General features: G+C 68.3%; 20 protein-coding genes. 11 read left to right on the top strand and 9 right to left on the bottom strand.

All coding sequences use genetic code 11. From position 1 onward, the window contains the following. Positions 1–66: 66 nt before the first annotated feature. The 3 genes from Q7W02_06125 (at position 67) to Q7W02_06115 (ending at position 3,321) form a co-directional block, all read left to right on the top strand. Entirely contained in the window at positions 67–1,131 is a 1,065-nt protein-coding gene (locus tag Q7W02_06125; GenBank protein MDO8475764.1) for an LLM class flavin-dependent oxidoreductase, read from the top strand. 13 nt (positions 1,132–1,144) lie between these two features. After that, on the top strand, positions 1,145–2,416 hold the full coding sequence (locus Q7W02_06120; protein MDO8475763.1) for a CinA family nicotinamide mononucleotide deamidase-related protein: 1,272 nt from the start codon (positions 1,145–1,147) through the stop codon (positions 2,414–2,416). A gap of 86 nt (positions 2,417–2,502) precedes the next feature. Next, positions 2,503–3,321, top strand: coding sequence for a methyltransferase domain-containing protein (locus tag Q7W02_06115; GenBank protein ID MDO8475762.1), 819 nt, complete (start codon positions 2,503–2,505; stop codon positions 3,319–3,321). A 3-nt stretch (positions 3,322–3,324) separates the two neighbouring features. Here the strand turns inward: Q7W02_06115 and Q7W02_06110 are convergent, their stop codons facing one another. From Q7W02_06110 to Q7W02_06095, 4 genes are read right to left on the bottom strand one after another with little or no spacing between them, the layout of a single operon-like run. After that, positions 3,325–4,347 carry an LLM class flavin-dependent oxidoreductase gene (locus Q7W02_06110; protein MDO8475761.1) on the bottom strand — a complete coding sequence of 341 codons (1,023 nt, stop codon included), beginning with the start codon at positions 4,345–4,347 and terminating at the stop codon, positions 3,325–3,327. After that, entirely contained in the window at positions 4,344–5,825 is a 1,482-nt protein-coding gene (locus Q7W02_06105) for a M81 family metallopeptidase (protein MDO8475760.1), read from the bottom strand. The genes Q7W02_06110 and Q7W02_06105 overlap by 4 nt, the downstream gene beginning before the upstream one ends. A 42-nt stretch (positions 5,826–5,867) precedes the next feature. Next, positions 5,868–6,617 carry an SDR family oxidoreductase gene (locus tag Q7W02_06100; GenBank protein MDO8475759.1) on the bottom strand — a complete coding sequence of 250 codons (750 nt, stop codon included), beginning with the start codon at positions 6,615–6,617 and terminating at the stop codon, positions 5,868–5,870. Positions 6,618–6,635: 18 nt separating this feature from the next. After that, the gene (locus Q7W02_06095; GenBank protein MDO8475758.1) at positions 6,636–7,484 is read right to left on the bottom strand and encodes an LLM class F420-dependent oxidoreductase; all 849 of its coding nucleotides are present in this window, start codon (positions 7,482–7,484) and stop codon (positions 6,636–6,638) included. 156 nt (positions 7,485–7,640) lie between these two features. Between Q7W02_06095 and Q7W02_06090 the strand changes: the two genes are divergently transcribed. Genes Q7W02_06090 through Q7W02_06065 form a run of 6 tightly spaced genes read left to right on the top strand, consistent with a single transcriptional unit; the run spans position 7,641 to position 13,335 of the window. Next, positions 7,641–8,576, top strand: a complete 936-nt coding sequence (locus Q7W02_06090; protein ID MDO8475757.1) for a zinc-binding dehydrogenase — start codon at positions 7,641–7,643, stop codon at positions 8,574–8,576. A gap of 19 nt (positions 8,577–8,595) precedes the next feature. Next, a complete protein-coding gene (locus Q7W02_06085; GenBank protein MDO8475756.1) occupies positions 8,596–9,825 on the top strand; it encodes an MFS transporter in 1,230 nt (409 codons plus the stop codon). Positions 9,826–9,833: 8 nt separating this feature from the next. Next, positions 9,834–11,084, top strand: a complete 1,251-nt coding sequence (locus Q7W02_06080; GenBank protein MDO8475755.1) for a cobalamin-independent methionine synthase II family protein — start codon at positions 9,834–9,836, stop codon at positions 11,082–11,084. Positions 11,085–11,140: 56 nt separating this feature from the next. Beyond that, positions 11,141–11,701, top strand: a complete 561-nt coding sequence (locus Q7W02_06075; protein MDO8475754.1) for a Uma2 family endonuclease — start codon at positions 11,141–11,143, stop codon at positions 11,699–11,701. Positions 11,702–11,728: 27 nt separating this feature from the next. After that, positions 11,729–12,475 (top strand): RidA family protein, encoded by a 747-nt coding sequence (locus Q7W02_06070; protein MDO8475753.1) that lies wholly within the window; start codon positions 11,729–11,731, stop codon positions 12,473–12,475. Further along, positions 12,469–13,335 (top strand): TauD/TfdA family dioxygenase, encoded by an 867-nt coding sequence (locus Q7W02_06065; GenBank protein MDO8475752.1) that lies wholly within the window; start codon positions 12,469–12,471, stop codon positions 13,333–13,335. The genes Q7W02_06070 and Q7W02_06065 overlap by 7 nt, the downstream gene beginning before the upstream one ends. Before the next feature lie 206 nt (positions 13,336–13,541). Here Q7W02_06065 and Q7W02_06060 read toward each other — a convergent pair whose 3' ends face one another. Together Q7W02_06060 and Q7W02_06055 are read right to left on the bottom strand one after the other, a co-directional pair. Further along, complete coding sequence (locus tag Q7W02_06060; GenBank protein MDO8475751.1) at positions 13,542–14,360, bottom strand: class I SAM-dependent methyltransferase; 819 nt, start codon at positions 14,358–14,360, stop codon at positions 13,542–13,544. A gap of 571 nt (positions 14,361–14,931) precedes the next feature. Beyond that, positions 14,932–15,879 (bottom strand): LLM class flavin-dependent oxidoreductase, encoded by a 948-nt coding sequence (locus Q7W02_06055; GenBank protein MDO8475750.1) that lies wholly within the window; start codon positions 15,877–15,879, stop codon positions 14,932–14,934. A gap of 120 nt (positions 15,880–15,999) precedes the next feature. On the opposite strand from Q7W02_06055, the gene Q7W02_06050 reads away from it, so the two are divergent. Continuing rightward, positions 16,000–16,800 carry an ORF6N domain-containing protein gene (locus Q7W02_06050; protein MDO8475749.1) on the top strand — a complete coding sequence of 267 codons (801 nt, stop codon included), beginning with the start codon at positions 16,000–16,002 and terminating at the stop codon, positions 16,798–16,800. 9 nt (positions 16,801–16,809) lie between these two features. On the opposite strand, the gene Q7W02_06045 is transcribed toward Q7W02_06050, so the two are convergent. Then, entirely contained in the window at positions 16,810–17,778 is a 969-nt protein-coding gene (locus Q7W02_06045; protein ID MDO8475748.1) for an aldo/keto reductase, read from the bottom strand. A 96-nt stretch (positions 17,779–17,874) separates the two neighbouring features. Here Q7W02_06045 and Q7W02_06040 point away from each other — a divergent pair, with 96 nt between their 5' ends. After that, the gene (locus tag Q7W02_06040) at positions 17,875–19,407 is read left to right on the top strand and encodes an ABC transporter substrate-binding protein (protein MDO8475747.1); all 1,533 of its coding nucleotides are present in this window, start codon (positions 17,875–17,877) and stop codon (positions 19,405–19,407) included. On the opposite strand, the gene Q7W02_06035 is transcribed toward Q7W02_06040, so the two are convergent. After that, complete coding sequence (locus tag Q7W02_06035) at positions 19,408–19,797, bottom strand: carboxymuconolactone decarboxylase family protein (protein ID MDO8475746.1); 390 nt, start codon at positions 19,795–19,797, stop codon at positions 19,408–19,410. Positions 19,798–19,828: 31 nt separating this feature from the next. After that, positions 19,829–21,040: an FAD-dependent monooxygenase gene (locus tag Q7W02_06030; GenBank protein ID MDO8475745.1), complete on the bottom strand. Its 1,212-nt coding sequence runs from the start codon at positions 21,038–21,040 to the stop codon at positions 19,829–19,831. Positions 21,041–21,090: the final 50 nt, after the last annotated feature.

Genomic DNA, 21,090 nt, shown 5'->3' with positions numbered 1-21,090 from the left:
CCAGACCCGGCGGATGAGGGAGCAGCGGGGACCCCGATCACCGCGAAAGGTGTATGATCCCGTGCCATGCGCTTCGGGACCTTCTTCTTCTTTCAGGCCGCCCCGGGTTTGACCCACGAGGAGGTCGTCCACCGGGAGCTCCAGCAGATGGAGTGGACCGAGGAGCTGGGCTTCGACCAGATCTGGCTGACCGAGCACCACTTCATCGACTACGGCCTGTCCGTGGATCCGGCCACGCTGGCTTCCGCCGCGGCCTCCCGGACGCGGCGGGTCCGGATCGGACTGGCGGCCGCCATCCTGCCGTTCCATCACCCACTGCGGCTCGCCGAGCAGTTGGCGCTCGTAGACGTCATCTCCAAGGGCCGGCTCGATATCGGCGTCGGCCGCGGCAATCGCCCCGCCGAGTTCAAGGGCTACCATGTCCCGCAGCAGGAGAACCGCGAGCGCTTCGACGAGGCGGTCGACATCATGCTGCGGGCCTGGACCGAGGACCGCTTCTCGCACGAGGGGCGGTTCTTCACCATCAAGGACGCCCGGGTCATTCCCAAGCCCGTCCAGCGGCCGCACCCGATGATCTACCAGGTGTGCGGAAGCGACAGCGGGGTCGAGAGCACGGCGTCACGCGGCTGGCCCATGCTCAACTCGATCCTGACCGGCCCGGTTGATCAGATCCTGAAGCGTCGCGACAGCTACGTGGAGGCGTTGCGCCGGCACGGGCGTGGGGAGACCGAGATCGCCGCGCTCATGAAGCTCTGGGGCGTGTCGCGGCAGATCTACGTGGCGCCGACGGACGCGCAGGCGCTCGCCGAGGCCAAGGACGCCGAGATGTGGTACCAGGATTCCCTGCGACGCTTCCAGGTCCCCGAGCGCATCGAGGACACGCATCCGAGCCTCCAGCCGGGCTTCCGCGCCGCGGCGGAGCGATTCGCCAAGGTGACCTGGGAGGGGCTCGTGGCCGAGACGTTGGCGTTCGGGTCGCCCGACACCGTGGCCCGGCACATCGAGACGATGCGCGCGATGGGCGTCGGACAGGTGCTGTGCTGGATGAACTTCGGCGGCCTGCCGCAGGAGAAGATCCGCCGATCCATGGAGCTGTTCGCCCGCGAAGTCATGCCGCGGTTCCGTGCCTGAGACGAGGCCACGCATGCGAATCGAGATCATCTGCACGGGCGACGAGGTCCTGACGGGGAAGATCGTCAATACCAACTTCAGCTACATGACCCAGAAGCTCGAGGACGTCGGCCTCTCGGTCCGGTGGGAAACCACGGTCGGCGACGACCGGGAGAGCCTGCTGCAGGCGTTTCAGCTGGCGGCGCAGCGTGCCGACGCGGTCATCGTCAACGGAGGCCTGGGCCCGACGGTCGACGATCTCTCCCAGGAAGTCGCGGCCCAGGCCGCCGGCGTCCAGCTCGCGCTCAATGAGGAGTGGCTGGCCAAAATGGAAGCGTTCTTCCAGCGGCGCAGCCGCGTGATGCCGCCGAACAACAAGAAGCAGGCCATGCTGCCCGTCACCGCGGACGTGATCGACAACCCGATCGGTACCGCCTGCGGATTCGCGCTCGACATCGGCAAGGCCCGGTTCTTCTTCACGCCTGGAGTCCCCCGCGAGCTCAAGCGGATGCTCGAGGAACAGATCATCCCGCTGCTTCTCGCGCGCAGCGGCCTGCAGACGGCCATCCACCTGAAGCGTTTTCACTCGTACGGGCTCGGTGAATCGCACGTCGATGCGCTGCTCACGGGGGTAGAGGAGCTCGTGCCGGATGGGACCGTGAAGCTCGGCTTCCGGGCCCACTATCCGCAGCTCGAAACCAAGCTCGCCGTCCGCGGCGCCGACATGGAAGATATCCGGAGAAAGCTCGAGCCGGTCGAGCGCGAGGTGCGCAAACGACTCGGCAACTTCATTCTGGCGGAAGACGACCAGACGCTGGAAGGCGTCGTCCTGGGAGAGCTCGCGCAGCGCCAGGCGTCACTGTCGATCGTGGAGACCTTCACGAGCGGACAGATCGCCGCCCGCTTCGCTCACCTCCCGGGGGCGGAAAAGGTCTTTCGTCGCGGCATCGTGGCCCGCGACCTCGGCGAGGTGTGCGCGGCCGTCGGCATCGACAGCGCTCCCCCGACGGGCGAGATCACGCGCGAGACCGCCGAGGCGGTCGCTCAGGCCGCGCGGCGTCAGACCCGCTCGACCCATGCGCTGGCAGTCCTGATCGATCTCGACGAGGGCACCGACCGTATCGAATTCGGGGGCACCATCTGTCTGGCGATAGCGACCGAGCGGGACGTCGCCTCCCGGCGCAGTCGCATCGTGGGAGGTCGCGAATGGGTCCGCCTGGGAGCGGTCGAGATGGGGCTCGACTGCCTGCGCCGCTATCTCCAGGGGCTGCCCGTGTACGAGCGCATCGACTTCGAGAAGGCCTGAGACATGACGGCGCAACAGGGCGGCTTCACCTGGGTGCGCGACACCGTCCCCCCAAGGGGTCTCAGGGCGATCTTCAAGCCGGGCCGATGAACGAGCGAAGCGACGCGCGGGCCGCCAACGAATACTGGGGACGCGAGGGCCTCGAGCGCACGATCCTCCAAGCCCTCGCGGCGACCGGCAAGAACGTCGAGGCGCTGACCATCGACGACCTGGCGCCCGCCGACCAGTTTCATGGCGGCGGCAAGAGCGCCACCCTTCGGCTGGCGCGCCTGGCCCAGCCGCGGCGGGGCATGCGCGTCCTCGACGTGGGCGGCGGCCTGGGCGGGCCCGCGCGCACGCTGGCGGCGGAGTTCGGCTGCTACGTCACCGTGATCGATCTCACCGAGTCCTACGTTCGCGCCGGCCAAGCGCTCACGGCCCGGCTGGGGCTCGCCGATCGCGTCATCCATCGCGCGGGCGCTGCGCTGGCGCTCGACGTGGGCGCCGACACGTTCGATCTCCTGTGGACGCAAAACAGCGGCATGAACATCGCCGACAAGGAGCGGCTCTACGCCGGCTTCTCTCGCGTCCTGCCGCGGGGCGCCATGCTGGCCATCCAGGAGCCGATGGCCGGCCCCGTGCAGCCGCCGATCTTTCCGGTGATGTGGGCGCGAGACGCGTCGGCCGGCTTCTTGCGCACCCCGGAGGAGATACGCGCGGTGATCGAGGCTGCGGGCTTCCGCGTCCGCGCCTGGGAGGACGTCACGGCGGAGCTTGCCGGCCCGAGCACCGGCGCCGCCGTTCCCGCTCACAGCGTCGCGCGTCTCGTCATGGGGGACGCGCTCGACGACATCACGCGCGCCGGGCAGCGGAACCGCGACGAGCGCCGCATCGTGAACGTCCAGGCGGTCCTGGAGCGGCAGTAGGGGTCAGTCCGCGCCCTTGATCCGGCGCAGCGCCGGAAGCAGCTCGTCGCTGATCAGCCGCATGCTGGCCAGCGCATGGCTTACGGGCATGCCGCTCCAATGCGTGCGGAGGAAGAGAACATTCGCGCCCACCTCTTCCCAGCACGGGCGCAGCTGCTCGTAGCACTCCTCCGGGCTTCCGAACACGAACCGGTCGCGTAGCAGAGATTCGAACGGCTGCTGGAACGTCTCCCCGCCGGGCATCACGGCGTCCTGCCCCCACGACGCATAGACCCGGTACTTGCTGGCGAGATAGGGGCCGGCCATCTCCACCGCCGTCTTCGTGTCCCGGGCGCAGAAGATCTCCTTGAAGATCGGCAGGACCCGCGGGAACGGCTTGCCGACCCGCGCCAGCTCCGCGCGGTACAGCTCCATTTGGCGCCTGATCGTCGTCATGGTGGCGTGCGGATTGATGAACCACGTGTCACCCACCCGCGCCGCGCGCCGGACGGCGGCGTCGCTGTTGGCAGCGACCCAGATGGGCGGATGCGGACGCTGCACGGGACGACAGGTGAGCGTCACGTTCGAGAGCGTGCAGACGTCGTTGTCCACCGTGACCTTGTCCTCGGTCCACAGGCGCTTGACGACCTCCAGGCACTGTTCGAACCGTCGCGCGCGCTGGCCCCGCGGCACCTTGAAGGCATCGAACTCCACATCGCGATAGCCGAGCCCGATGCCGAACACGAAATTACCCCGCCAGATCACGTCGAGCGACGCCATGCACTCCGCGACTTCCACCGGGTTGTGGAGACCGAGCAGCAAGATCCCCGCGACACCCGTCATGTGCCCCGCCTCGGCGGCGAGGCGTGACAGAAACGGGACGAGCTGGAGCTGGCTCATTCCTTCGGTGAGGTAGTGCTGCCCGGTGGCGATCGCGTCCCAGCCGCGATCGCGCGCGAGCCGTGTCATGAGGTACTGGTCTTCCAAGGCCGAGACCATGTCGCTGCCCGGCGGATTCTGGTTCGTCAGGAAGATGCCGAGCTTCATGACCTTCCTCCATCTTCGAACGGGTAGAGTGGCTTCGGGCGCTTCCTGTAGGTGAAGAGCCGAAGATCGGAGCTGGTGCAGCCGTCGCCGTCACACATCACGATGTGCCGGGCAATCGGCTCGAAGCCGGCTCGAAAATGCTGGCGCGACTTGATCAGCACGTACTTCTTCCGCCGCGGATCGATACCGCAGTGCGTGAACACTCCCAAGTCGAACGGCTCGCTGCGCCGCTCCGAGATCACGATCTGCATCGCCCCGGTGTCGAGCACCGCCGTGCGGCCCATGCGGACGCGTGTGCCGGTGGCCATCGGCCCGGTGACGGTGAATTCGCCGTCCGTGATGCGCGTGACCTTGCCGGTAACAGGGAGCGGCCTGCCCGGGAGATTGATCTGGGGCATGTCGATCTTCCCGCCCAGCTCGAGCGTCACCCCGGCCGCGGTCCCGGCCGCCAGGATGCGCCCGACGCTCACGGGATCGCAGATCGGCCCCGCGACGACGTCGTCGAGGCCTTGCCGCATGGCCTCCTCGATCACGCTCATCACGTCCTGCGTCCCGCCGGATGCGGTGTTGTCTCCGTGGTCCACCAGGACGATCGGCCCTCGGCCGAGCGTCCTGGCATGCGCGATCTGGGCGGCGAGCGGCGCGCCCGTGTAGAGAAACGCCGCGCGACGGTCCCAGGCCATGCCCAGCAGCCGGTCCAGGAGGACGCGGCCCTCGTCGCCGCGCCGGTCGCAGACGATCACCGCCGACAAAGAAGTGTGCGGGATATCGGCGTGCGGGAAGCCGCCGAAGACGGATGCGTTGAGCACCGCCCCGCTCGTCTCTGCCTCAATGCCGACGTCCATGATGTCCTTCATGGGCTGGCGGGACGGCGCGTGGACCAGCGTGCTGGTCATCATCGGGCGCGATCCCCAGACCATTCCCGGCTCGACCTCGCCGTTGAGCGCGCGGACGAGCGTGCGCGCGGCGCGCCGGCCCGTCTCTCCCATGTCCACGTGCGGATAGGTGCGATAGCCGGCGACGACCGTGGCGTTCTCGATCATCGCCGCCGTCATGTGCGAGTGGAAGTCGAGCCCGACGGCGATCGGCAGCCCGGGCGCCACGGCGCGGATGCGCCGCAGCAGCTCGCCTTCGCCATCGTCCAGGTGCTCGGCCACCATCGCGCCGTGGAGGGCGAGGAACGCCGCGTCGCACCCGTTCCCGATCGCGGCCACGATGGCGTCGCACATGTCCTCGTAGGCCGCCTTCTCGACGTATCCCGACGGGTGCGCGCCCGCGGCGAGCGGGACGATGATCTCCGCGTCGGCCTCCTTTGCAACGTCGAGGAAGCCGCCGAGCTGGGTGTTGGTGTCCCTGAACTCCTCGATGGCCGCCTGGCCGGAGAGCGGCCGGAACGACGCGAGCGGCGTCGGCACCGGCGAGAAGGTGTTGGTCTCGTGCATCATCATCGCGACCACGATCTTGCGGCGGGCGTTCATCGTCTGCGGGATGCGATCGGCCGGCGGAGCGCGCGGAAAGCTTTAATGGAAGAAAACGCCGGCGTCGATGTTCAGCGTCTGGCCGGTGACGCTGTCCGATTTGCAGAATGTGAGCACCTGATCGGCCACGTCCTCGACGCTCGCCGCGCGCTTGAGGATGGCGCGCTGCCGCGCCCCTTCGGCCTGCTCGGGCCGGAGCCGCGAGGTCATCCGCGTCCCCTCCATGAGGCCGGGGGCGACGCAGTTCACGCTCACCTGCGGCGCCAGCGCCACCGCGAGGCACCGGGTCAGGTGAATCAACCCTGCCTTGCTCGTCGCGTACGCGATGCTGCTCCCGCCCGGGTTCAACCCCGCCACCGAGGCGATGTTCACGATGCGGCCTGAGCCGCTCGCCTTGAGATGCGGCGCGGCCGCCCGCGCCAGCAGGTACGGCCCGCGCAGGTTGGTGGCGAAGAGGCGGTCCCAGACGGCGGCGTCGAGGGCCTCGAGGTCCGGGAACGGAATGCTGATGTTCCACGCCGCGTTGTTGACGAGGATGTCGATCTTGCCGAAGTGTCCCTTCACCACCTCCACCGCGGGGGCAATGGCCTCGGCCTTCGTCTGGTCGAGCGCGACGCTCCACGCCCGCCGCCCGAGGGCTTCGACGACCCCGCACGTCTCGCGCGCCGCATCCTTGCGCTCGAGATAGGTGATGGCGATGTCAGCACCTGCCCCGGCAAGGGCACGGGCGATCGCCGTCCCGAGAAGACCGGTGCCGCCGGCAACGAGCGCTACGCGATCCTTGAGATCCATGGTTAACGCAGCATGGGGTTAGCGCAGCACCGCGTCGGCGATCTTCGTGAGCTCCGTCGCCATCTCCGCTTCCGTCTTGACCGTCGGCGGCCGCACAAGGACGCGGTTCGCTCCCGCGTCGTGGAGCCGCCTGATCAGGTCGCGGTCGGCGGGCTGCCCGTGAACCGTGATGGTGATGGCCGAGGGATCGCGGCCCGCGTCCTCGGCGAGCCGGTCGAGGGTCGCGCGGCTCTCGCGGAGCTGGTCCGGCGTGACGCGATTGGGGAGCCAGCCGTCGCCCCAGGCGACGACGCGCTCGAGCACCTTCGGAGCACTTCCGCCGAGGAGCACCGGCGGGTGCGGCTTCTGCATCGGCTTCGGATAGGAGCGGACCGGCGGGAAGTTGTAGTACTTGCCGTGGAACTCGGCCTCGGTCTTCGTCCACAGCTCCTTCATGGCCAGGATCGACTCCCGCGTCTGCGTCCAGCGGTGGTCGAAATCGCCGCCCATGAGCTCCGTCTCCTCACGGAGCCACCCCGCGCCGATGCCGAAGAGGAAGCGCCCGCCGCTGAAGAGATCGAGCGTCGACACCTCCTTGGCCAGCAGCAGCGGATTCCGTTCGGGCACCAGCACGATCCCGGTCCCGAGCTTGATGCGGCTCGTCGTGCCCGAAGCGCGCGCGAGCGCCACGAACGGGTCGATGAAGTGCGAGTAGGTCTCGGGGATCACGCCGTCCTCGGAGCCCGGGAAGCGGCTCTTCGTCTGCACCGGGATGAACGGGTGCTCGGCGCAGAAGAACGATTCGAAGCCGAGCTCCTCGGCCTTCCGGGCCATGAAGCCGACGTCGACCAGGTATGCAGGCAGGGGTACCGAGATGCCGACATTCATTGTGAGGCCTCCTTGACCGGCCGGCGGTCAGGCAAAGAGGATACCTCAGCTTGACGGCGGCGGGCGGATTGCCTTTCGGCCCACGCGTCGGTACTCTGCTGCCACGCGTCTGTACTCTGCTGAGCGAACCTGACCCTCTGACGGAGGCAACTCCCTATGCCCGCCAACCGTGCCGTCGTCGTCGATCCTGAAGCGCCGGGCCGGCTCGTCATCCAGCCGGTCGCCGAGCCCGTCACCGACCGCGGCGAAGCGCTGGTGCGCGTTCGCGCGATCTCACTGAACCGCGGCGAAGTCAGGCGATCCGGCATGGCCCCCGCCGGCTGGCGGCCGGGCTGGGACCTGGCCGGCCTGGTCGAGCGCGCCGCCGCGGACGGCTCGGGCCCGCGCGCCGGGACGCGGGTGGTTGGGTTCCTGCCCGAAGGAGCGTGGGCGGAGCGGGTGGCGGTGCCGACGCACGCCCTCGCCGAGCTGCCCGACAAGGTCACCTTCTCCCAGGCCGCGACCTTCCCCGTGGCCGGGCTGACCGCGCTCCATGGGCTCGGCAAGGGCGGGCTGCTGCTCGGTCGCCGCGTGCTCGTCACCGGTGCCACGGGCGGTGTCGGCGACTTCGCGGTGCAGCTCGCGCGGCTCGCCGGCGCTCACGTGACGGCAAGCGCCCGGCGCGCCGATCAGGTCCCCGCGCTGCGCCAGCTCGGCGCTCACGAGGTGGTGGTGGGCGAAGACATTCCGCCCTCGCCCAAGTACGACCTCGTCATCGAGTCCGTGGGCGGGCGCACCCTCGGCACGGCGCTGGCCGCACTCGAGCGCGGCGGCGTCTGCGTCACGCTCGGAGTCTCGGCATCCGCCGAGGTCACGTTCGACACGCGCACGTTCTTCGCCACCGGGCGCGCCACGCTGTACGGCTTCTATCTCTTCACCGAGCTCGGCAGCGAGCCGGCCTCGGTGGGCCTTCGCCGGCTCGCCGACCTCGTGGCGGCGGGACAGCTCACGCCCCACATCAGCCTGGAGCGGCCGTGGGCGGAGATCAGCCAGGTCGCGCAGGACCTGATGGCCCGGCGCTTCCCCGGCAAGGCCGTGCTGACCATCGAGTAGGCAAGAGCCCGACCGCTCCTTGCCCGCTTCCACGCAGACGGCCAGGCTGTCGACGTTCGCTGCCCTGAAGGAGCGGAACTACTGCCTCTACTGGTTCGGGCTCGTCTTCTACGTCCTCGGGCACCGCGCGGAATACATGACCTTCGCCTGGATGACCTGGGAGGTCAGCCGGGATCCGATGTCCTTGGCCTATCTCGGCCTGGCGCAGGGAGTGCCCCTGGTCCTCTTCCAGCTCTTCGGCGGCGTCCTCGCCGACCGCATGAATCGCCTGCGGCTCCTGGTCGCCACGCAGACCCTGATCGCTCTGACACTGTCCGCCGCGTTCGCCCTGACGCTCTTCGGGCTGGCCCGCATCGAGCATCTGCTGGTGCTGGCCGCGTTGAGCAACGCCTTCCGGGCATTCGACGAGCCGAGCCGCATGGCGCTCATTCCCCAGCTGATCGAGCGCGAGCGTCTCTCGAACGCGATCGCGCTCGGCTCGATCCCCTGGCAGGCCGGGCGCATGATCGGCCCGTCCATCACCGGCATCCTGATCGCAGCATTCGGCGGGGCGGTCGGGTTCGGCATGGCGGCGGCCGCCTCGTGCATCGCGCTCTTCCTGTACAGCCGCCTCCGGGTGCGCGGGGACGCGCGGGCTCACGACGGCCGGCACGTGCTCCAGCAGTTCGCCGAAGGCATGAGCTTCGTGGGGCACAACTTCGTGTTCGCGAGCCTGATCGCCCTGGCTCTCTTCAACAGCCTCTTCGCCATGTCCTACCTGACGCTGCTGCCGATCTACGCCGACTCGTACTTCAATACCGGCCCGACCGGGTACGGACTGCTGAACGCCGCGCACGGCACCGGCGCGCTGTTCGGCAGCCTCACCGTGGCGACGATCGCTCATCTCACCCTTCGCCGAGGCACGGCGCTCCTGGTCACGGCGACGGCCTTGGGCGGCCTCTTGATCGTGTTCTCGAGATCCCAGGCGATGTGGCCGGCTCTGTCCGTGTTGGTGCTCGTCGGCTTCTGCAACACCTTCTACCTGATGCACGTCAACACCTACCTCCAGCAGCACGTGCCCGATCACCTTCGCGGCCGGGTGATGAGCCTGTATTCCCTCTGCTGGAACCTGCTGCCCTTGGGCGGCCTTCTGGCCGGCGCGATGGCCGCCGCCGTGGACGCGCGCTTCGCCGTGATGTTCGGCGGCGCCATGGTGGCCGCGAACGCGCTCCTGCTGCTCACGTCCAGGCGCCTGCGGGCGATCACCTAGGAGACGGCATGAAGCGCAGCGAGCACCGGATCCTGACCACCCACGTCGGCAGTCTTCCGCGTCCGCCGGCGCTTCGGGACCTCCTCGTGCGCCTGGACCGCGGCGAGGTCGTCGACGGCGCCGCCCTCGCCCGCGAGGCCGAGGCCGCCGTACGCCACGTGGTGAAGAAACAGCTCGAGGCGGGCATCGACGTCGGCAACGACGGCGAGCAGCCGCGCGTCGGCTTTTCGACGTACCCGGCCAAGCGGATGCGCGGCTTCGGCGGCGAGAGCAAGCGGCGCTTGTCGCGGGATCTCGCCGAGCACCCGGACTACGCCTCCCGCCTGTCTCGCCAGCGGGCCGGCGCCGCTCGCATCGCCGACGCGCCCCAAGCGGTGGCCGAGGTCGCCTACACCGACCTCAGCGAGGCCGTGGCCGAGTGCGAGCTGTTCCAGCGCTGTGCGGGCGCCGAGCGGACCGCGTTCGCCGAGCCATTCATGACGGCGGCCTCCCCGGGCGTCATCGCCACCATCATGCTCGACGCCTACTACGGCTCACACGAGCGCTACGTGCGGGCGCTCGCCCGCGAGATGCGCAAGGAATACGAGCTGATCGTGAGTCGCGGGTTCGTGCTCCAGCTCGATTGCCCGGACCTCGCCATGGAGCGCGCCTGCTTCTTCCAGGACGAGCCCCTCGACCGCTTCCTTGACGCCGTCGCGCTCCACGTCGACGCCATCAACGAGGCGGTGGCGGCCATCCCGAAAGACCGCGTGCGCCTGCACCTCTGCTGGGGCAACTACGACGGGCCCCACACCCACGACGTGCCCCTGGAGCCGCTCCTGCCGGTCATCTATCGCGCGCGGGTCGGCGCGCTCTCCCTGCCGCTCGCGAGCCCGCGGCACCAGCACGAGCTGAAAGCGTTCCGCCGCCATCCGCTCCCCGACGCGATGCTGTTCCTGCCCGGCGTCATCGACTCCACGACCAACGTCGTGGAGCACCCCGAGGTCGTCGCCGACCGGATCGTGGCGGCCGCGGAGGCCGTGGGCGACCGGACGCGCGTCCTCGCAAGCGTCGACTGCGGCTTCGGCACCTTCGCCGGCTCCCAGCTCGTCGAGGAGAGCGTGGTGTGGACCAAACTCCGTAGTCTTCGGGAAGGCGCGGACCTTGCCACGAAGCGTTTGTGGGGGGTGAGCTGGTCTTCGTGGCGGCCGCCGAGCCGCCGAGTTACGACACGGTCTGGCTCAGCGAATAGCGAGAACGTATCGGCTCGGAGACGTTGACGGTCCTCTGGTGTTCCGCTACCCTAACGCCCATGGCCTCGGTGATCGAGCCGCATGTGAAGACCCGTCGCTTGCGGCGGGTGGAGTACGACCGGCTCGTAGACCTTGGCATGTTCGTCGGCGAGCGCCTCGAGCTCCTGGACGGGCTGCTCGTGGTCCGGGAGCCCCAGGGCAGCCCGCATGCCGCGATCGTCGCCCACATCGGTCAGACGCTCGCGACGGCCTTCGGCCCCGGGTGGCACCCGCGCCTGCATTCGCCGCTGGCTCTCGATAACGAATCGGAGCCCGAGCCCGACTTGGCCGTCGTGGCCGGCGGGCCTCGCGACTACGTGAGCGCGCACCCCTCGGCAGCCGCCCTCGTCGTCGAGGTCGCCGATTCGAGCTTGAGGCTCGACCGCCGCCTCAAGGGCGGCCTGTACGCCCGCGCCGGCCTACAGGATTACTGGATTGTGAATCTCGCCGAAGGTGTGCTCGAGGTGCATCGGGAGCCGCAGCCGGAGGCGGATGCCCCGTACGGCTGGGTCTATCGGTCGGTCGAAATCCTTCGGCCGCCCGCGATCGTGGCACCGCTGGCCGCGCCCGGCACGCGGATTCCCGTAGCCGACCTCCTCCCCTGAGCGGAAAGAGGTTCGAGGGAGGACTCCATGCTGCGTGACTGTCCGAACGGTAACTATCGTTTCCTGCCTGGGATCAGCGCCTTCTCGTCCGGCACGGTCGCCATGCCGGGCCACGAGATTGTGCACGTGACCCTCGCGGCGCCCATCCCCTGGCGCGAGGGCTTCACGCGGATCGAGCGCCACCTGAACCAGCAGCAGCGACCAAGGACGGCACTCTGCGGGATCGAGCTCAGGAGCCCGGCCGCGTTCACCTTCGAGGGGTTCGCCAAGTTCAACGAGGGCTACCGGGCCCTGCTCGCCGACTGGAGCATCCTCGTGGGCGAGGACAACCCCATTCCGCGAACCAACGTGGCGCCGGTCGTCGCGGCGCCGGCCGAGCCTTCCCTCTATGCCTTCGCCTACACGACGCCCGGCGCGACGCCGTCGCCGACCTTCATCGTGGCCGGCGCGGGCGAGATGCGGGACCGCGCGCAGGGACCCGACGGCATTGTCCGCCACGGGGACACGTCGCCGGACGCCATGCGCGAGAAAGCGCGGTTCGTGATGGGCGTCATGCAGGACCGCCTGCTCGCGCTCGGCGGCGATTGGAGCCGCGTGACGACGATCGACGTCTACGCGGCCCAGCCCATCTACAGCTTCCTCCTCGACGAGATCCTCCGTCCGGCGGGCCCCGCCGCCATCCACGGCATCCGCTGGTTCCCGAGCCGCCCGCCCATCCAGGGGCTCGAGTTCGAGATGGACATGCGCGGCGTCGCCCGCGAGCTCGTGTGGTAACAACCCGGCTCACTCCACACTTCGCCGCCCAGATCGACGGCGTCGACATCACCCGGCCTCTGGAGGAGCGGGCCTGGAAGGAAGTCCGCGCCACTCTCGACGAGCACTCCGTCCTCATCTTTCGCGGACAGCCGCTCGACGACGACACGCAGACAGCCTTCAGCCGGCGCTTCGGCTCGCTCGAAGTCACCCGCAGCATCAACCCGGCGGCCGGGACACCCTTCGCCCGCCAGTCGAACCTCGACATCAAGACGGGCGAGGTCATCCCGCGCGACGACCGGCGGATGATCTACCAGCTCGCCAACATGCTCTGGCACAGCGACAGCTCCTTCAAAGAGGTCCCGTCGCTCTGCTCCCTGCTCTCCGCGCGGATTGTCCCTCCGGAGGGGGGCGCCACCGAGTTCGCCAGCACGCGCTGCGCCTACCCGTCCCTGCCGGACGGGCTGAAGCGGCAGGTCGCGACCGCCGTCGCCGTCCACGATTTCTCCTGGTCGCGCGACCAGATCCGGCCCGGCTTCTTCACCGAGAAGGAGCGCGCCGAGTATCCGCCGGTGCGCCACCCGCTCGTCCGGACGAATCCGGTGAACAGGCGCCGGGCCCTCTTCCTCGGCGCGCACGCCTCCCACATGGTGGGCATGCCGGTGGAGGATGGCCGCGCGCTCCTGAAAGTGCTGCTGGAGCACGTCACCCAGCCAGTATTCGTCTACCGGCACGAATGGCAGGAAGGCGACCTGGTCATCTGGGACAACCGTTGCGTCCTCCACCGCGCCACGCCCTTCGACACCACCCGCCACAAGCGCTTCATGCAGCGGACGACGGTCGGCGGGGATCCGGCGGAGTTCGCGCGCGCCAGCGGCTAGGACGTTGGGCGCCGCGGTCTCTTGACGCGGAGATATCGGTTGCCGCGCTCTACCTACCAGGCGAACTCGTGTTGCGGCTTGCCATCATCGGTCGCTCAGCCATGTAGCCGGTGTCTAACGTTTGACATGAGCGGACAGCCACCGGCTTGCCGGTGGCTGTCCGCTCGATGGAAAGGTTCGAGCGCAACACGCTCAATTGGCGACTCTCAGCACTCGATAGTGACAATGTGCGCCTGAATCTTGCCGTCGACAGGACCCGGCCCGAACCGCTGGGCGATAGCCTCCGCTGCGATGTCGGTGGCTTCGCCGAGCCGCGACTTGTCGCGCGCCTCGATCTCGTTACGCAGCGGTGTCCCTTGGCAGTACGCGATCGCAGGGATCTGGGGAGATGTTGCCTGACTGCGTGCCGCAACCGTACTGATATGGGGTGACGCAAGAAACCCGCCGTGTTTCAGATCTCGCTCAATGGTCGCGAGGTCGTAGTAACCATGGGGCGTGCGGGCCATGAAGCGCGGCGGGTCCTTAGGGAAGAGAGACTCGAGCGCCTTCGTCACAGTGTGAGCGAATTCGTTCTCCTCGATTCGGTCCCATACGTTGAACATGAAAACGCCTCCTGACCTGAGGACTCGCCGTGCCTCCGAAAACGCCTTCGACTTTTCGGGAAAGAACATGACTCCAAACTGGCACACCACGGCGTCAAACACTCCATCTTCGAAGGGCAGTTGCATAGCGTCTGCCGGACGCCACTCCACAGGGCGCTTGGTCCCGACCTCGGAAGCCAGGTCCAGCATCGACTGATTCAAATCCGTGGCGACAATGGAAACACTTTCCGGTAGCACGGATGCCAGATTGCGAGTTACAACACCCGTGCCGGCGGCAATTTCGAGTACGCGAGACACAGATCGCGAAGCTACCCGACCCACCAAGTCCGCAGCATACGGCTGGAAGATCAGCGGAACGAGATACGTTTCATAGAGCTTCGGAATTGAGCCGGTGAAGACCTTGTCGGTATCGGGACCGTTCACAGCGCTCTCCTTTGCTTCACTTCCACTGCGCTCTAACGACGCCATCGGGCGGCTAGCATGCACGCCATAGCGTAGCAACTTCGCTCCACGTGAGCAAACGCGCCTGGACAACGACACGGGCCCAAAGAACCGCATACCAAAGCGCGAAGAGTGCAAGCATCAACACCACCCAACGACCGGAGACGTAAGCAACCACGAGCCCTGCGACGGCAGCGCTGGCCCAGACGAGCGCGAGAAAGGCGGCGACGAGACGATTGATAGAGCTGAGCTTTGTACGCATTGGCGTATTGCTCGGGGCCTAACGTGAAATATCTGGAACCAGATAGTCTGGCGCACACCGCGAGGCTGGACAGGCTAACGCGCCGGAAAAGACACTGCGACTTCCTGTCAATCACTTTGTCCGACGGATGCTTGGCACCCGTTCGCTGCCACCGCCTCCACGGACTATGCAGACCCTGATAGTACCCATCGCCTCTTCCGACGTGCCGCGGCGAGTCTTCGATCCGAGACCCATGCGCCCAGTATCATTACCCTCGGCGGCCAAGCGCCGGCAAACGAGTCGGTAGTAGCCTCAGCCCCGCTTGAGCCTCGGCAGGAGGCGTGAGGCCGCCTCGTCCACCTGGGCGAGCTGGTCGCCGCCGGCGAACCGCAGGGAGATGTGGCGCGCGCCCGCGTCGATCCAGCGCTGGAGCCACTCGACGCAGCCTTCGAGCGGCCCGGCGTAGGAGGCCTGGCGGGCCATGATCACGCGCGCCGGCGCCCCGTAGTAGCCCTCGAGGAAGCCGTGCAGCCGTTGCTCGGCGGCGGCCGGGTTCGCGTCGAGCGCGATCGTGACGTACGCCGCGCCCGTCACGGCGTCGGGCGCGCGGCCCGCCGCGCGGGCGGCCGCCTGCACGCGGGGGAAGTGCTCGGCGAAGAAGTCCGCGCTGGGGCCCGTGGGGAACCACGCGTCGAACTTCGCGGCGTCGCGAAGCGCGCTGGGGCCGCTGCCGCCGATCCAGATGGGCGGCCCGCCCGGGCGGTGCGGCTTCGGCTCCATCGTGATGTTCTCCAGCGTGAAGTGCTTGCCGCTGAAGCTGACGCCGTCGCGGCTCCACAGCGCGCGACAGATCTCGAGCGTCTCGAGATACCGTCCCACCCGGCGGTCCCACGGCACGCCGGCGGCCGCAAACTCCTTGCGGATGGACGGCGAGTCGGCGGCGATGCCGACCCCGAGGATGACGCGCCCCTCGGCGATGCGGTCAAGCGTCGCCACGATCTGGGCGAGCACGACGGGGTTCCGCAGCGCAGGCAGGAGCACGCCCGTCCCCAGGCGCACCCGTCGCGTGCGCGCCGCGACGGCGGCCAGCAGGGTGAGCGGCTCGTGGCGCGGCCTGGAAATCAGCGAATCACCGATCCAGACAGAGTCGAAGCCCGCGGCCTCAGCGCGTTCCGCCATGGCCAGCATCGGAGCCGTCTCCGGGCGGCCGGACATCACGGCCTCGCGGGTGGGAAGCAGGACGCCGAACTCAACTGTCATGGCAGCACCTCCTGGACCAGATGTGTATCACATTCTGGACACGACGCACTGCCTTCCCAAGCGGTGTATCCAATTGTGGTCATAGGCAACCGGTGGTGATGCTTGTAAGCTCGCGAGAGGATGCTGTCGCCCCCACGACCTGAACCCCTCGAGAATCGCATTTTGTTTCTTCGGGGTCAGGCTGTGATGCTGAGCAGGGACCTTGCGGAGCTCTACAAGGTCACGGCCCGGGAACTGAATCAGCAGGTCAAGCGCAATCCGCGCCGCTTCCCGCGCGACTTCGTGTTTCAGCTGACGGACGAAGAGGCCGAAGAGATCCGGGTCCAGATTCCCGGACCGCAGGGGTCATGGCGCGGCAAGCTGCCTTACGCGTTCACGGAGCAAGGGGCCGGGATGCTTGCCGCCGTCCTGCGGAGCCCGACAGCGGCCACGGTCACGATCGAGATCCTCCGGGCCTTCGCCCGGCTGCGCGAGCCACATGAGCCGCCGGAGTCCACTCCACTCACCAGGCAAGCCTCCAATCTCTTCGCCGCCATTCGAGATGCCGTGCTCCTCTGTAGGGAGGACAAGGCATTCACCACCGAAGTCCCGTCCACGTACTTCCTCCAGGCTGGAACGAGCGGGCCGATCAAAATCGGCTCCACCAGAAATCTCGCCGTTCGAATTCGGACGCTCATGACCATGTCGCCAGTTCCGGTCAGGCTCCTAGGTGTGATGAAGGGCGATCACGAAGAGGCCTGCCACATGCGCTTGGGAGTCTTTCGCATCCACGGTGAATGGTTCACACCGGCAGAGCCCGTCCTGGAATTCATCCGCGCGAACGCGATCACGCCTCGCGGCGGCGGAAGGCGTAGCGCTGCCGATTCTGGCTCAAGCCAAGTCGCCGGCGAGACTCGGGCTTCTGGCGAGTCGCCCGTCTGACCGGCCTCGTTAGGCTTCTTTCCAGGCGCTCGCGCTGTCGAGCGTCGCGGTCGCCTCCTCGTCCAGCTTGAGGTCGATGCCGCCGAGGATCTCCTTGAGCTGGGCGACGGAGGTCGCGCTGGCGATAGGCGCCGTGATGCCGGGACGGTGGGCGAGCCAGGAGAGCGCAACCTGCGCCGGCGTGGCGCCGACCTTGCCGGCCACCTTGTCCACCGCGGCGAGGACGGCGAAGCCGCGATCGTTCATGTAGCCCTTCTGCACGTTGACGGCGCGGGCCGTCTTGGGCAGATCCGCGCCGGGGCGGTACTTGCCCGACAGGAACCCGCTCCCGAGCGAGGAGTACGAGATGACGCCCACGCCCTGCTCGAGACAGAGCGGCTCGAGCTCGCGCTCGTACTCGTCGCGGAACACGAGGTTGTACTTCGGCTGGATCGACTCGTACCGCACGTAGCCGCGCTTGTCGCTCTCCCAGAGCGCGCGCGTGAGCCGCCACGCGTGGTGGTTCGAGGCGCCGATATAGCGCACCTTGCCCTGGCGCACCAGGTCGTCGAAGGCGCGGAGCGTTTCCTCGAGCGGCGTGTCCTTATCGTCCCAGTGCGCCTGGTAGAGGTCGATGTAGTCGGTCTGCAGACGACGCAGCGAGGCCTCGACCCCTTCCATGATGTGCTGGCGCGAGAGGCCCGTGTCATTCGGCCCCGGCCCCATCGGCCCCATGACCTTGGTGCCGATGAGCACGGTGTGGCGATTCTTGCGCGCCGTCATCCATATCCCGAGCGCGGTCTCCGACTCGCCGCCCTTGTTGCCCGGCGCCCAGCGGGAGTAGACGTCGGCGGTATCGATGAAATTGCCGGCGGCCTCCACGTAGGCGTCGAGCACGGCCTCGGAGGCCTTCTGGTCCGTGGTCCATCCGAACGTGTTGCCGCCCAGGCAGAGGGCCGACACCCGCAGCCCCGTCCGGCCCAGCTTGCGCATCAGCATGGTGGTTCTCCTTTCGCAGGGAAAGAGCATAGGCTACTCCGTGCTCCGCGAGCAACTGCTTGACGGACCCGTGATCAGGTCGCAGTATCGCTTGGCATGAATCGAACGAGAGCGATCGCGCTGGCCGCGCTGTTCACCCTGGGCCCGTGGGGCGCGTCGGCGGCGCCGGCGGCGCCCGAGGGCCAGATGACGTGGGCGGTCCACGTCTCGCTCGCGCCAAGCTGGTTCGACCCGGCGGAGACGCAGGGCGTGATCGTGCCGTTCATGGTCCTCTACGCGCTCCACGATGCGCTCGTGAAGCCGATGCCGGGCCAGCCGATGGCGCCGAGCCTCGCCGAGTCCTGGACCACGTCGCGCGACGGCCTCGCCTACGAGTTCACGCTCCGCAAAGGCGTCACGTTCCACAACGGCGATCCCCTGACCGCCGAGGACGTGAAGTTCTCCTTCGAGCGCTACCGCGGCAGCTCGGCCAAGACGCTCCACGAGCGGGTGGCGCGCGTCGAAATCGTCGATGCCCTCAGGGTCCGCTTCGTCCTGAAGGCGCCCTGGCCCGATTTCCTGACCTTCTACGCCACGCCGGCCACCGGCGCCGCCTGGATCGTCCCGAAGCGCTACGTCGAGCGCGTGGGCGACGACGGCTTCAAGCGCGCGCCCGTCGGCGCCGGCCCGTACAAGCTCTTCTCCTTCTCGCCCGGAATCGAGCTGGTGCTGGAGGCCAACGAGAGCTACTGGCGAAGGGTGCCGTCGGTGAAGCGGCTGGTGTTCCGGGCCGTGCCGGACGAGAGCACGCGGCTCGCGATGCTCAAGCGGGGCGAGGCGGACGTCGCGTACTCGATCCGCGGCGCGCTCGCGCAGGAGTTGGCCCGAACTCCGGGGCTCACGCTCAAGCCCGTCGCGGGCACCTTCACCGAGTGGCTGACCCTCACCGAGCAGTGGAACGCGAAATCTCCCTGGCACGATCAGCGCGTGCGGCTGGCGGCCAGCCTCGCCATCAACCGCAAGGAGATCAACAACGCCGAGTACCTGGGCCACGGACGGCTCAGCGCCAGCATCATCCCGCGCGACTTCGCGTTCGCCTGGACGGCGCCGGCCTTCCCCTACGATCCCGAGCGGGCGCGGCGGCTCCTGGCGGAGGCAGGCTACCCGCGCGGCTTCGACGCAGCGGAGGTGGCCACGGACAACACGTACGCGCCCGTTGGCGAGGCGGTCGTGAACGACCTCCAGGCTGTCGGGATCCGCACGCGGCTCCGGGTGATGGAGCGCGCCGCCTACCTGAACACGGATGCTGAGAAGGCCTTCAAGCACATCGTGCGCGTGGGAAGCGCGGCCGCCGGCAACGCTGCCACGCGCATCGAGGCGTTCGTGATCTCGGGCGGCATCCGCTCCTACGGCGGCTATCCCGACATCGACGGGCTCTACCGGGAACAGGCGCGCGAGATGGATGCGAGGAAGCGTGAGGCGATCCTCCACCGGATCCAGCAGCTCGTGCACGAGAAGGTAATGTTCGCCCCCATCGTCGAGCCGGTCTTCCTGAACGGGCACGGCGCCCGCGTGGCCGAGCCGGGCTTGGGTCTCATCGTCGGCCACCTCTACTCGGCGCCGTACGAGGACCTGCGCCTGAAGAAGTAATCAGCCCTTCACTTCAAGGAGCGCGCCCAGCCCGCGGTGGAAGGTCGGCGCGCCGCCCGGCACCAGGCAGGTCTCGAGGATCTCAAAGATCTCCTCGCGCGTGGCGCCGAAGCGGATCGCGCGCTCCATGTGCGCCACGAGACCGGCCTTTTCGCCCCCGCGGAAAGCGAGGAGCGCGATGGCGACGAACTCACGGACTTTCGCCGAGACGTGCTTACCCTCACCCAAGCCCAGTTCGTAGATCCGATTGTAGGTCTCGACGAACTCCGGGTCCTGCCGCGCCGCGAACTCCCACTCCGGGTAGATGTAACCGCGCGCCTTCTTCATTCGCGCGATCAGCTCGTCCGACCGTTGCGCACTGCCCTTGTCGCTCGATGCCGCCTGGCTCATCGCGCTCCTCCATGTGAATCAGTGAAAGGTTTCACCGCCGTTCTGTTTCGGGATCGCCGTCGATCGACGAAGCGTCGTGCCCGTAGAGCCAGCCGAGCGCCGCAATCGTCCGGTCGCCCCTCGTGGCCAGCTCGGCGTCGCGCTCTTGCTGCTCGGGACCGTCGGGGAGGTGGAAGCGCGTCTTGTTGGCCCGAGACATCTCCTGCAAGCGTGCCGCCCGCGGCCGTCGCAGCGCCTCGTACCGCCACAAGGCGGAGGCGACGTCGGCCGCGCCGTCCTGGAGCAGACAGGCCGCCAGCGTCGCGCCATCCTCGATGGACTGCGCGGCGCCCTGCGCCATGATGGGCAGCATGGCGTGGCAGGCATCGCCGAGGAGCGTCACGCGGCCGACCGACCAGCGGTCGAGCGGGGCGCGGTCGAGGAGCGCCCAGATGAAGGTCTCATCCCCGGCGCCGATGATCGCGGTCACCAGAGGGTGCCAGCCCTTGAAGGCGGCCAGCGCGTCGGCCACCTCGCCGCGGTCGGTCCAGGACTCCCGGATCCAGGTCTCCCGCTCCATGATGGCCACGAAATTGACGAGGCGGCCGCCGGCCACGAAGTAGTGCACGAAGTGACCCCCGGGACCCATCCAATTGTTCGCCAGGACTTCGAGCTCGAGATGCCCGAGCCGATCCGCCGGGACGAGCCCACGATAGGCGATGCAGCCGGTGAAGCGCGGTTGCTCCGGGCCAAACAGCTCCCCCCGCACCGTGGAATGGATGCCGTCCGCACCGACGAGCATGCCGACCGCGACCCGCGCGCCGTGGGCGAACCGCAGCTCGACGCGGTCACCGTGGTCGGTGAAGCCGGCGAGCCGATGCCCGAGATGCAGCCGGTCTGGGGGCAGTGCGTCCGACAGCACCTTGAGGAGATCGTGGCGGTGGAAATGGTAGTAGGGCGCGCCGAAGGCAGCCTCCACCGCCTCGCCGAGCGGGGCGCGCTGCAAGGTGCGGCCATCGTCCCAGCGACGCTGGTGCACGGCCACCGGGCGCACGCCAGTTCGATCCAGCGCGGCACCCAGGCCCAAGCGGTGCAAGAGCCGCGAGGCGTTCGGACTGATCTGGATACCGGCGCCGACCTCCATGAGCGCCGACGCCTGCTCGAACACCTGCACGTCGAATCCCGCGCGCAGCAGGGCGAGCGCCGCCGCCAGCCCCCCGATGCCGCCGCCCACGACGGCGACGGATAGATCACCTCCGCTCATCTCCGGACCCTCCGCGAGCAGACGTGTATCATACTTCGCGGAAGGCCACC

This window comes from Candidatus Rokuibacteriota bacterium, assembly GCA_030647435.1.
In the GTDB taxonomy this organism is placed as follows: Bacteria; Methylomirabilota; Methylomirabilia; order Rokubacteriales; family CSP1-6; genus AR37.
The sequence above is the reverse complement of the archived record's forward strand: the minus strand, read 5'-3'. Positions and strand labels throughout refer to the sequence as shown.

What these genes read in the sequence shown, in the direction of transcription:
- Q7W02_06035 (MDO8475746.1), bottom strand. Translation starts at nt 19,797, where the DNA reads ATGAGCCAGGCGGCATCGAGCGACAAGGGCAGTGCGCAACGGTCGGAC.
- Q7W02_06120 (MDO8475763.1), top strand. Translation starts at nt 1,145, where the DNA reads ATGCGAATCGAGATCATCTGCACGGGCGACGAGGTCCTGACGGGGAAG.
- Q7W02_06090 (MDO8475757.1), top strand. Translation starts at nt 7,641, where the DNA reads ATGCCCGCCAACCGTGCCGTCGTCGTCGATCCTGAAGCGCCGGGCCGG.
- Q7W02_06050 (MDO8475749.1), top strand. Translation starts at nt 16,000, where the DNA reads ATGCTGTCGCCCCCACGACCTGAACCCCTCGAGAATCGCATTTTGTTT.
- Q7W02_06030 (MDO8475745.1), bottom strand. Translation starts at nt 21,040, where the DNA reads ATGAGCGGAGGTGATCTATCCGTCGCCGTCGTGGGCGGCGGCATCGGG.
- Q7W02_06070 (MDO8475753.1), top strand. Translation starts at nt 11,729, where the DNA reads ATGCTGCGTGACTGTCCGAACGGTAACTATCGTTTCCTGCCTGGGATC.
- Q7W02_06095 (MDO8475758.1), bottom strand. Translation starts at nt 7,484, where the DNA reads ATGAATGTCGGCATCTCGGTACCCCTGCCTGCATACCTGGTCGACGTC.
- Q7W02_06045 (MDO8475748.1), bottom strand. Translation starts at nt 17,778, where the DNA reads ATGCTGATGCGCAAGCTGGGCCGGACGGGGCTGCGGGTGTCGGCCCTC.
- Q7W02_06125 (MDO8475764.1), top strand. Translation starts at nt 67, where the DNA reads ATGCGCTTCGGGACCTTCTTCTTCTTTCAGGCCGCCCCGGGTTTGACC.
- Q7W02_06115 (MDO8475762.1), top strand. Translation starts at nt 2,503, where the DNA reads ATGAACGAGCGAAGCGACGCGCGGGCCGCCAACGAATACTGGGGACGC.
- Q7W02_06040 (MDO8475747.1), top strand. Translation starts at nt 17,875, where the DNA reads ATGAATCGAACGAGAGCGATCGCGCTGGCCGCGCTGTTCACCCTGGGC.
- Q7W02_06105 (MDO8475760.1), bottom strand. Translation starts at nt 5,825, where the DNA reads ATGAACGCCCGCCGCAAGATCGTGGTCGCGATGATGATGCACGAGACC.
- Q7W02_06055 (MDO8475750.1), bottom strand. Translation starts at nt 15,879, where the DNA reads ATGACAGTTGAGTTCGGCGTCCTGCTTCCCACCCGCGAGGCCGTGATG.
- Q7W02_06100 (MDO8475759.1), bottom strand. Translation starts at nt 6,617, where the DNA reads ATGGATCTCAAGGATCGCGTAGCGCTCGTTGCCGGCGGCACCGGTCTT.
- Q7W02_06110 (MDO8475761.1), bottom strand. Translation starts at nt 4,347, where the DNA reads ATGAAGCTCGGCATCTTCCTGACGAACCAGAATCCGCCGGGCAGCGAC.
- Q7W02_06080 (MDO8475755.1), top strand. Translation starts at nt 9,834, where the DNA reads ATGAAGCGCAGCGAGCACCGGATCCTGACCACCCACGTCGGCAGTCTT.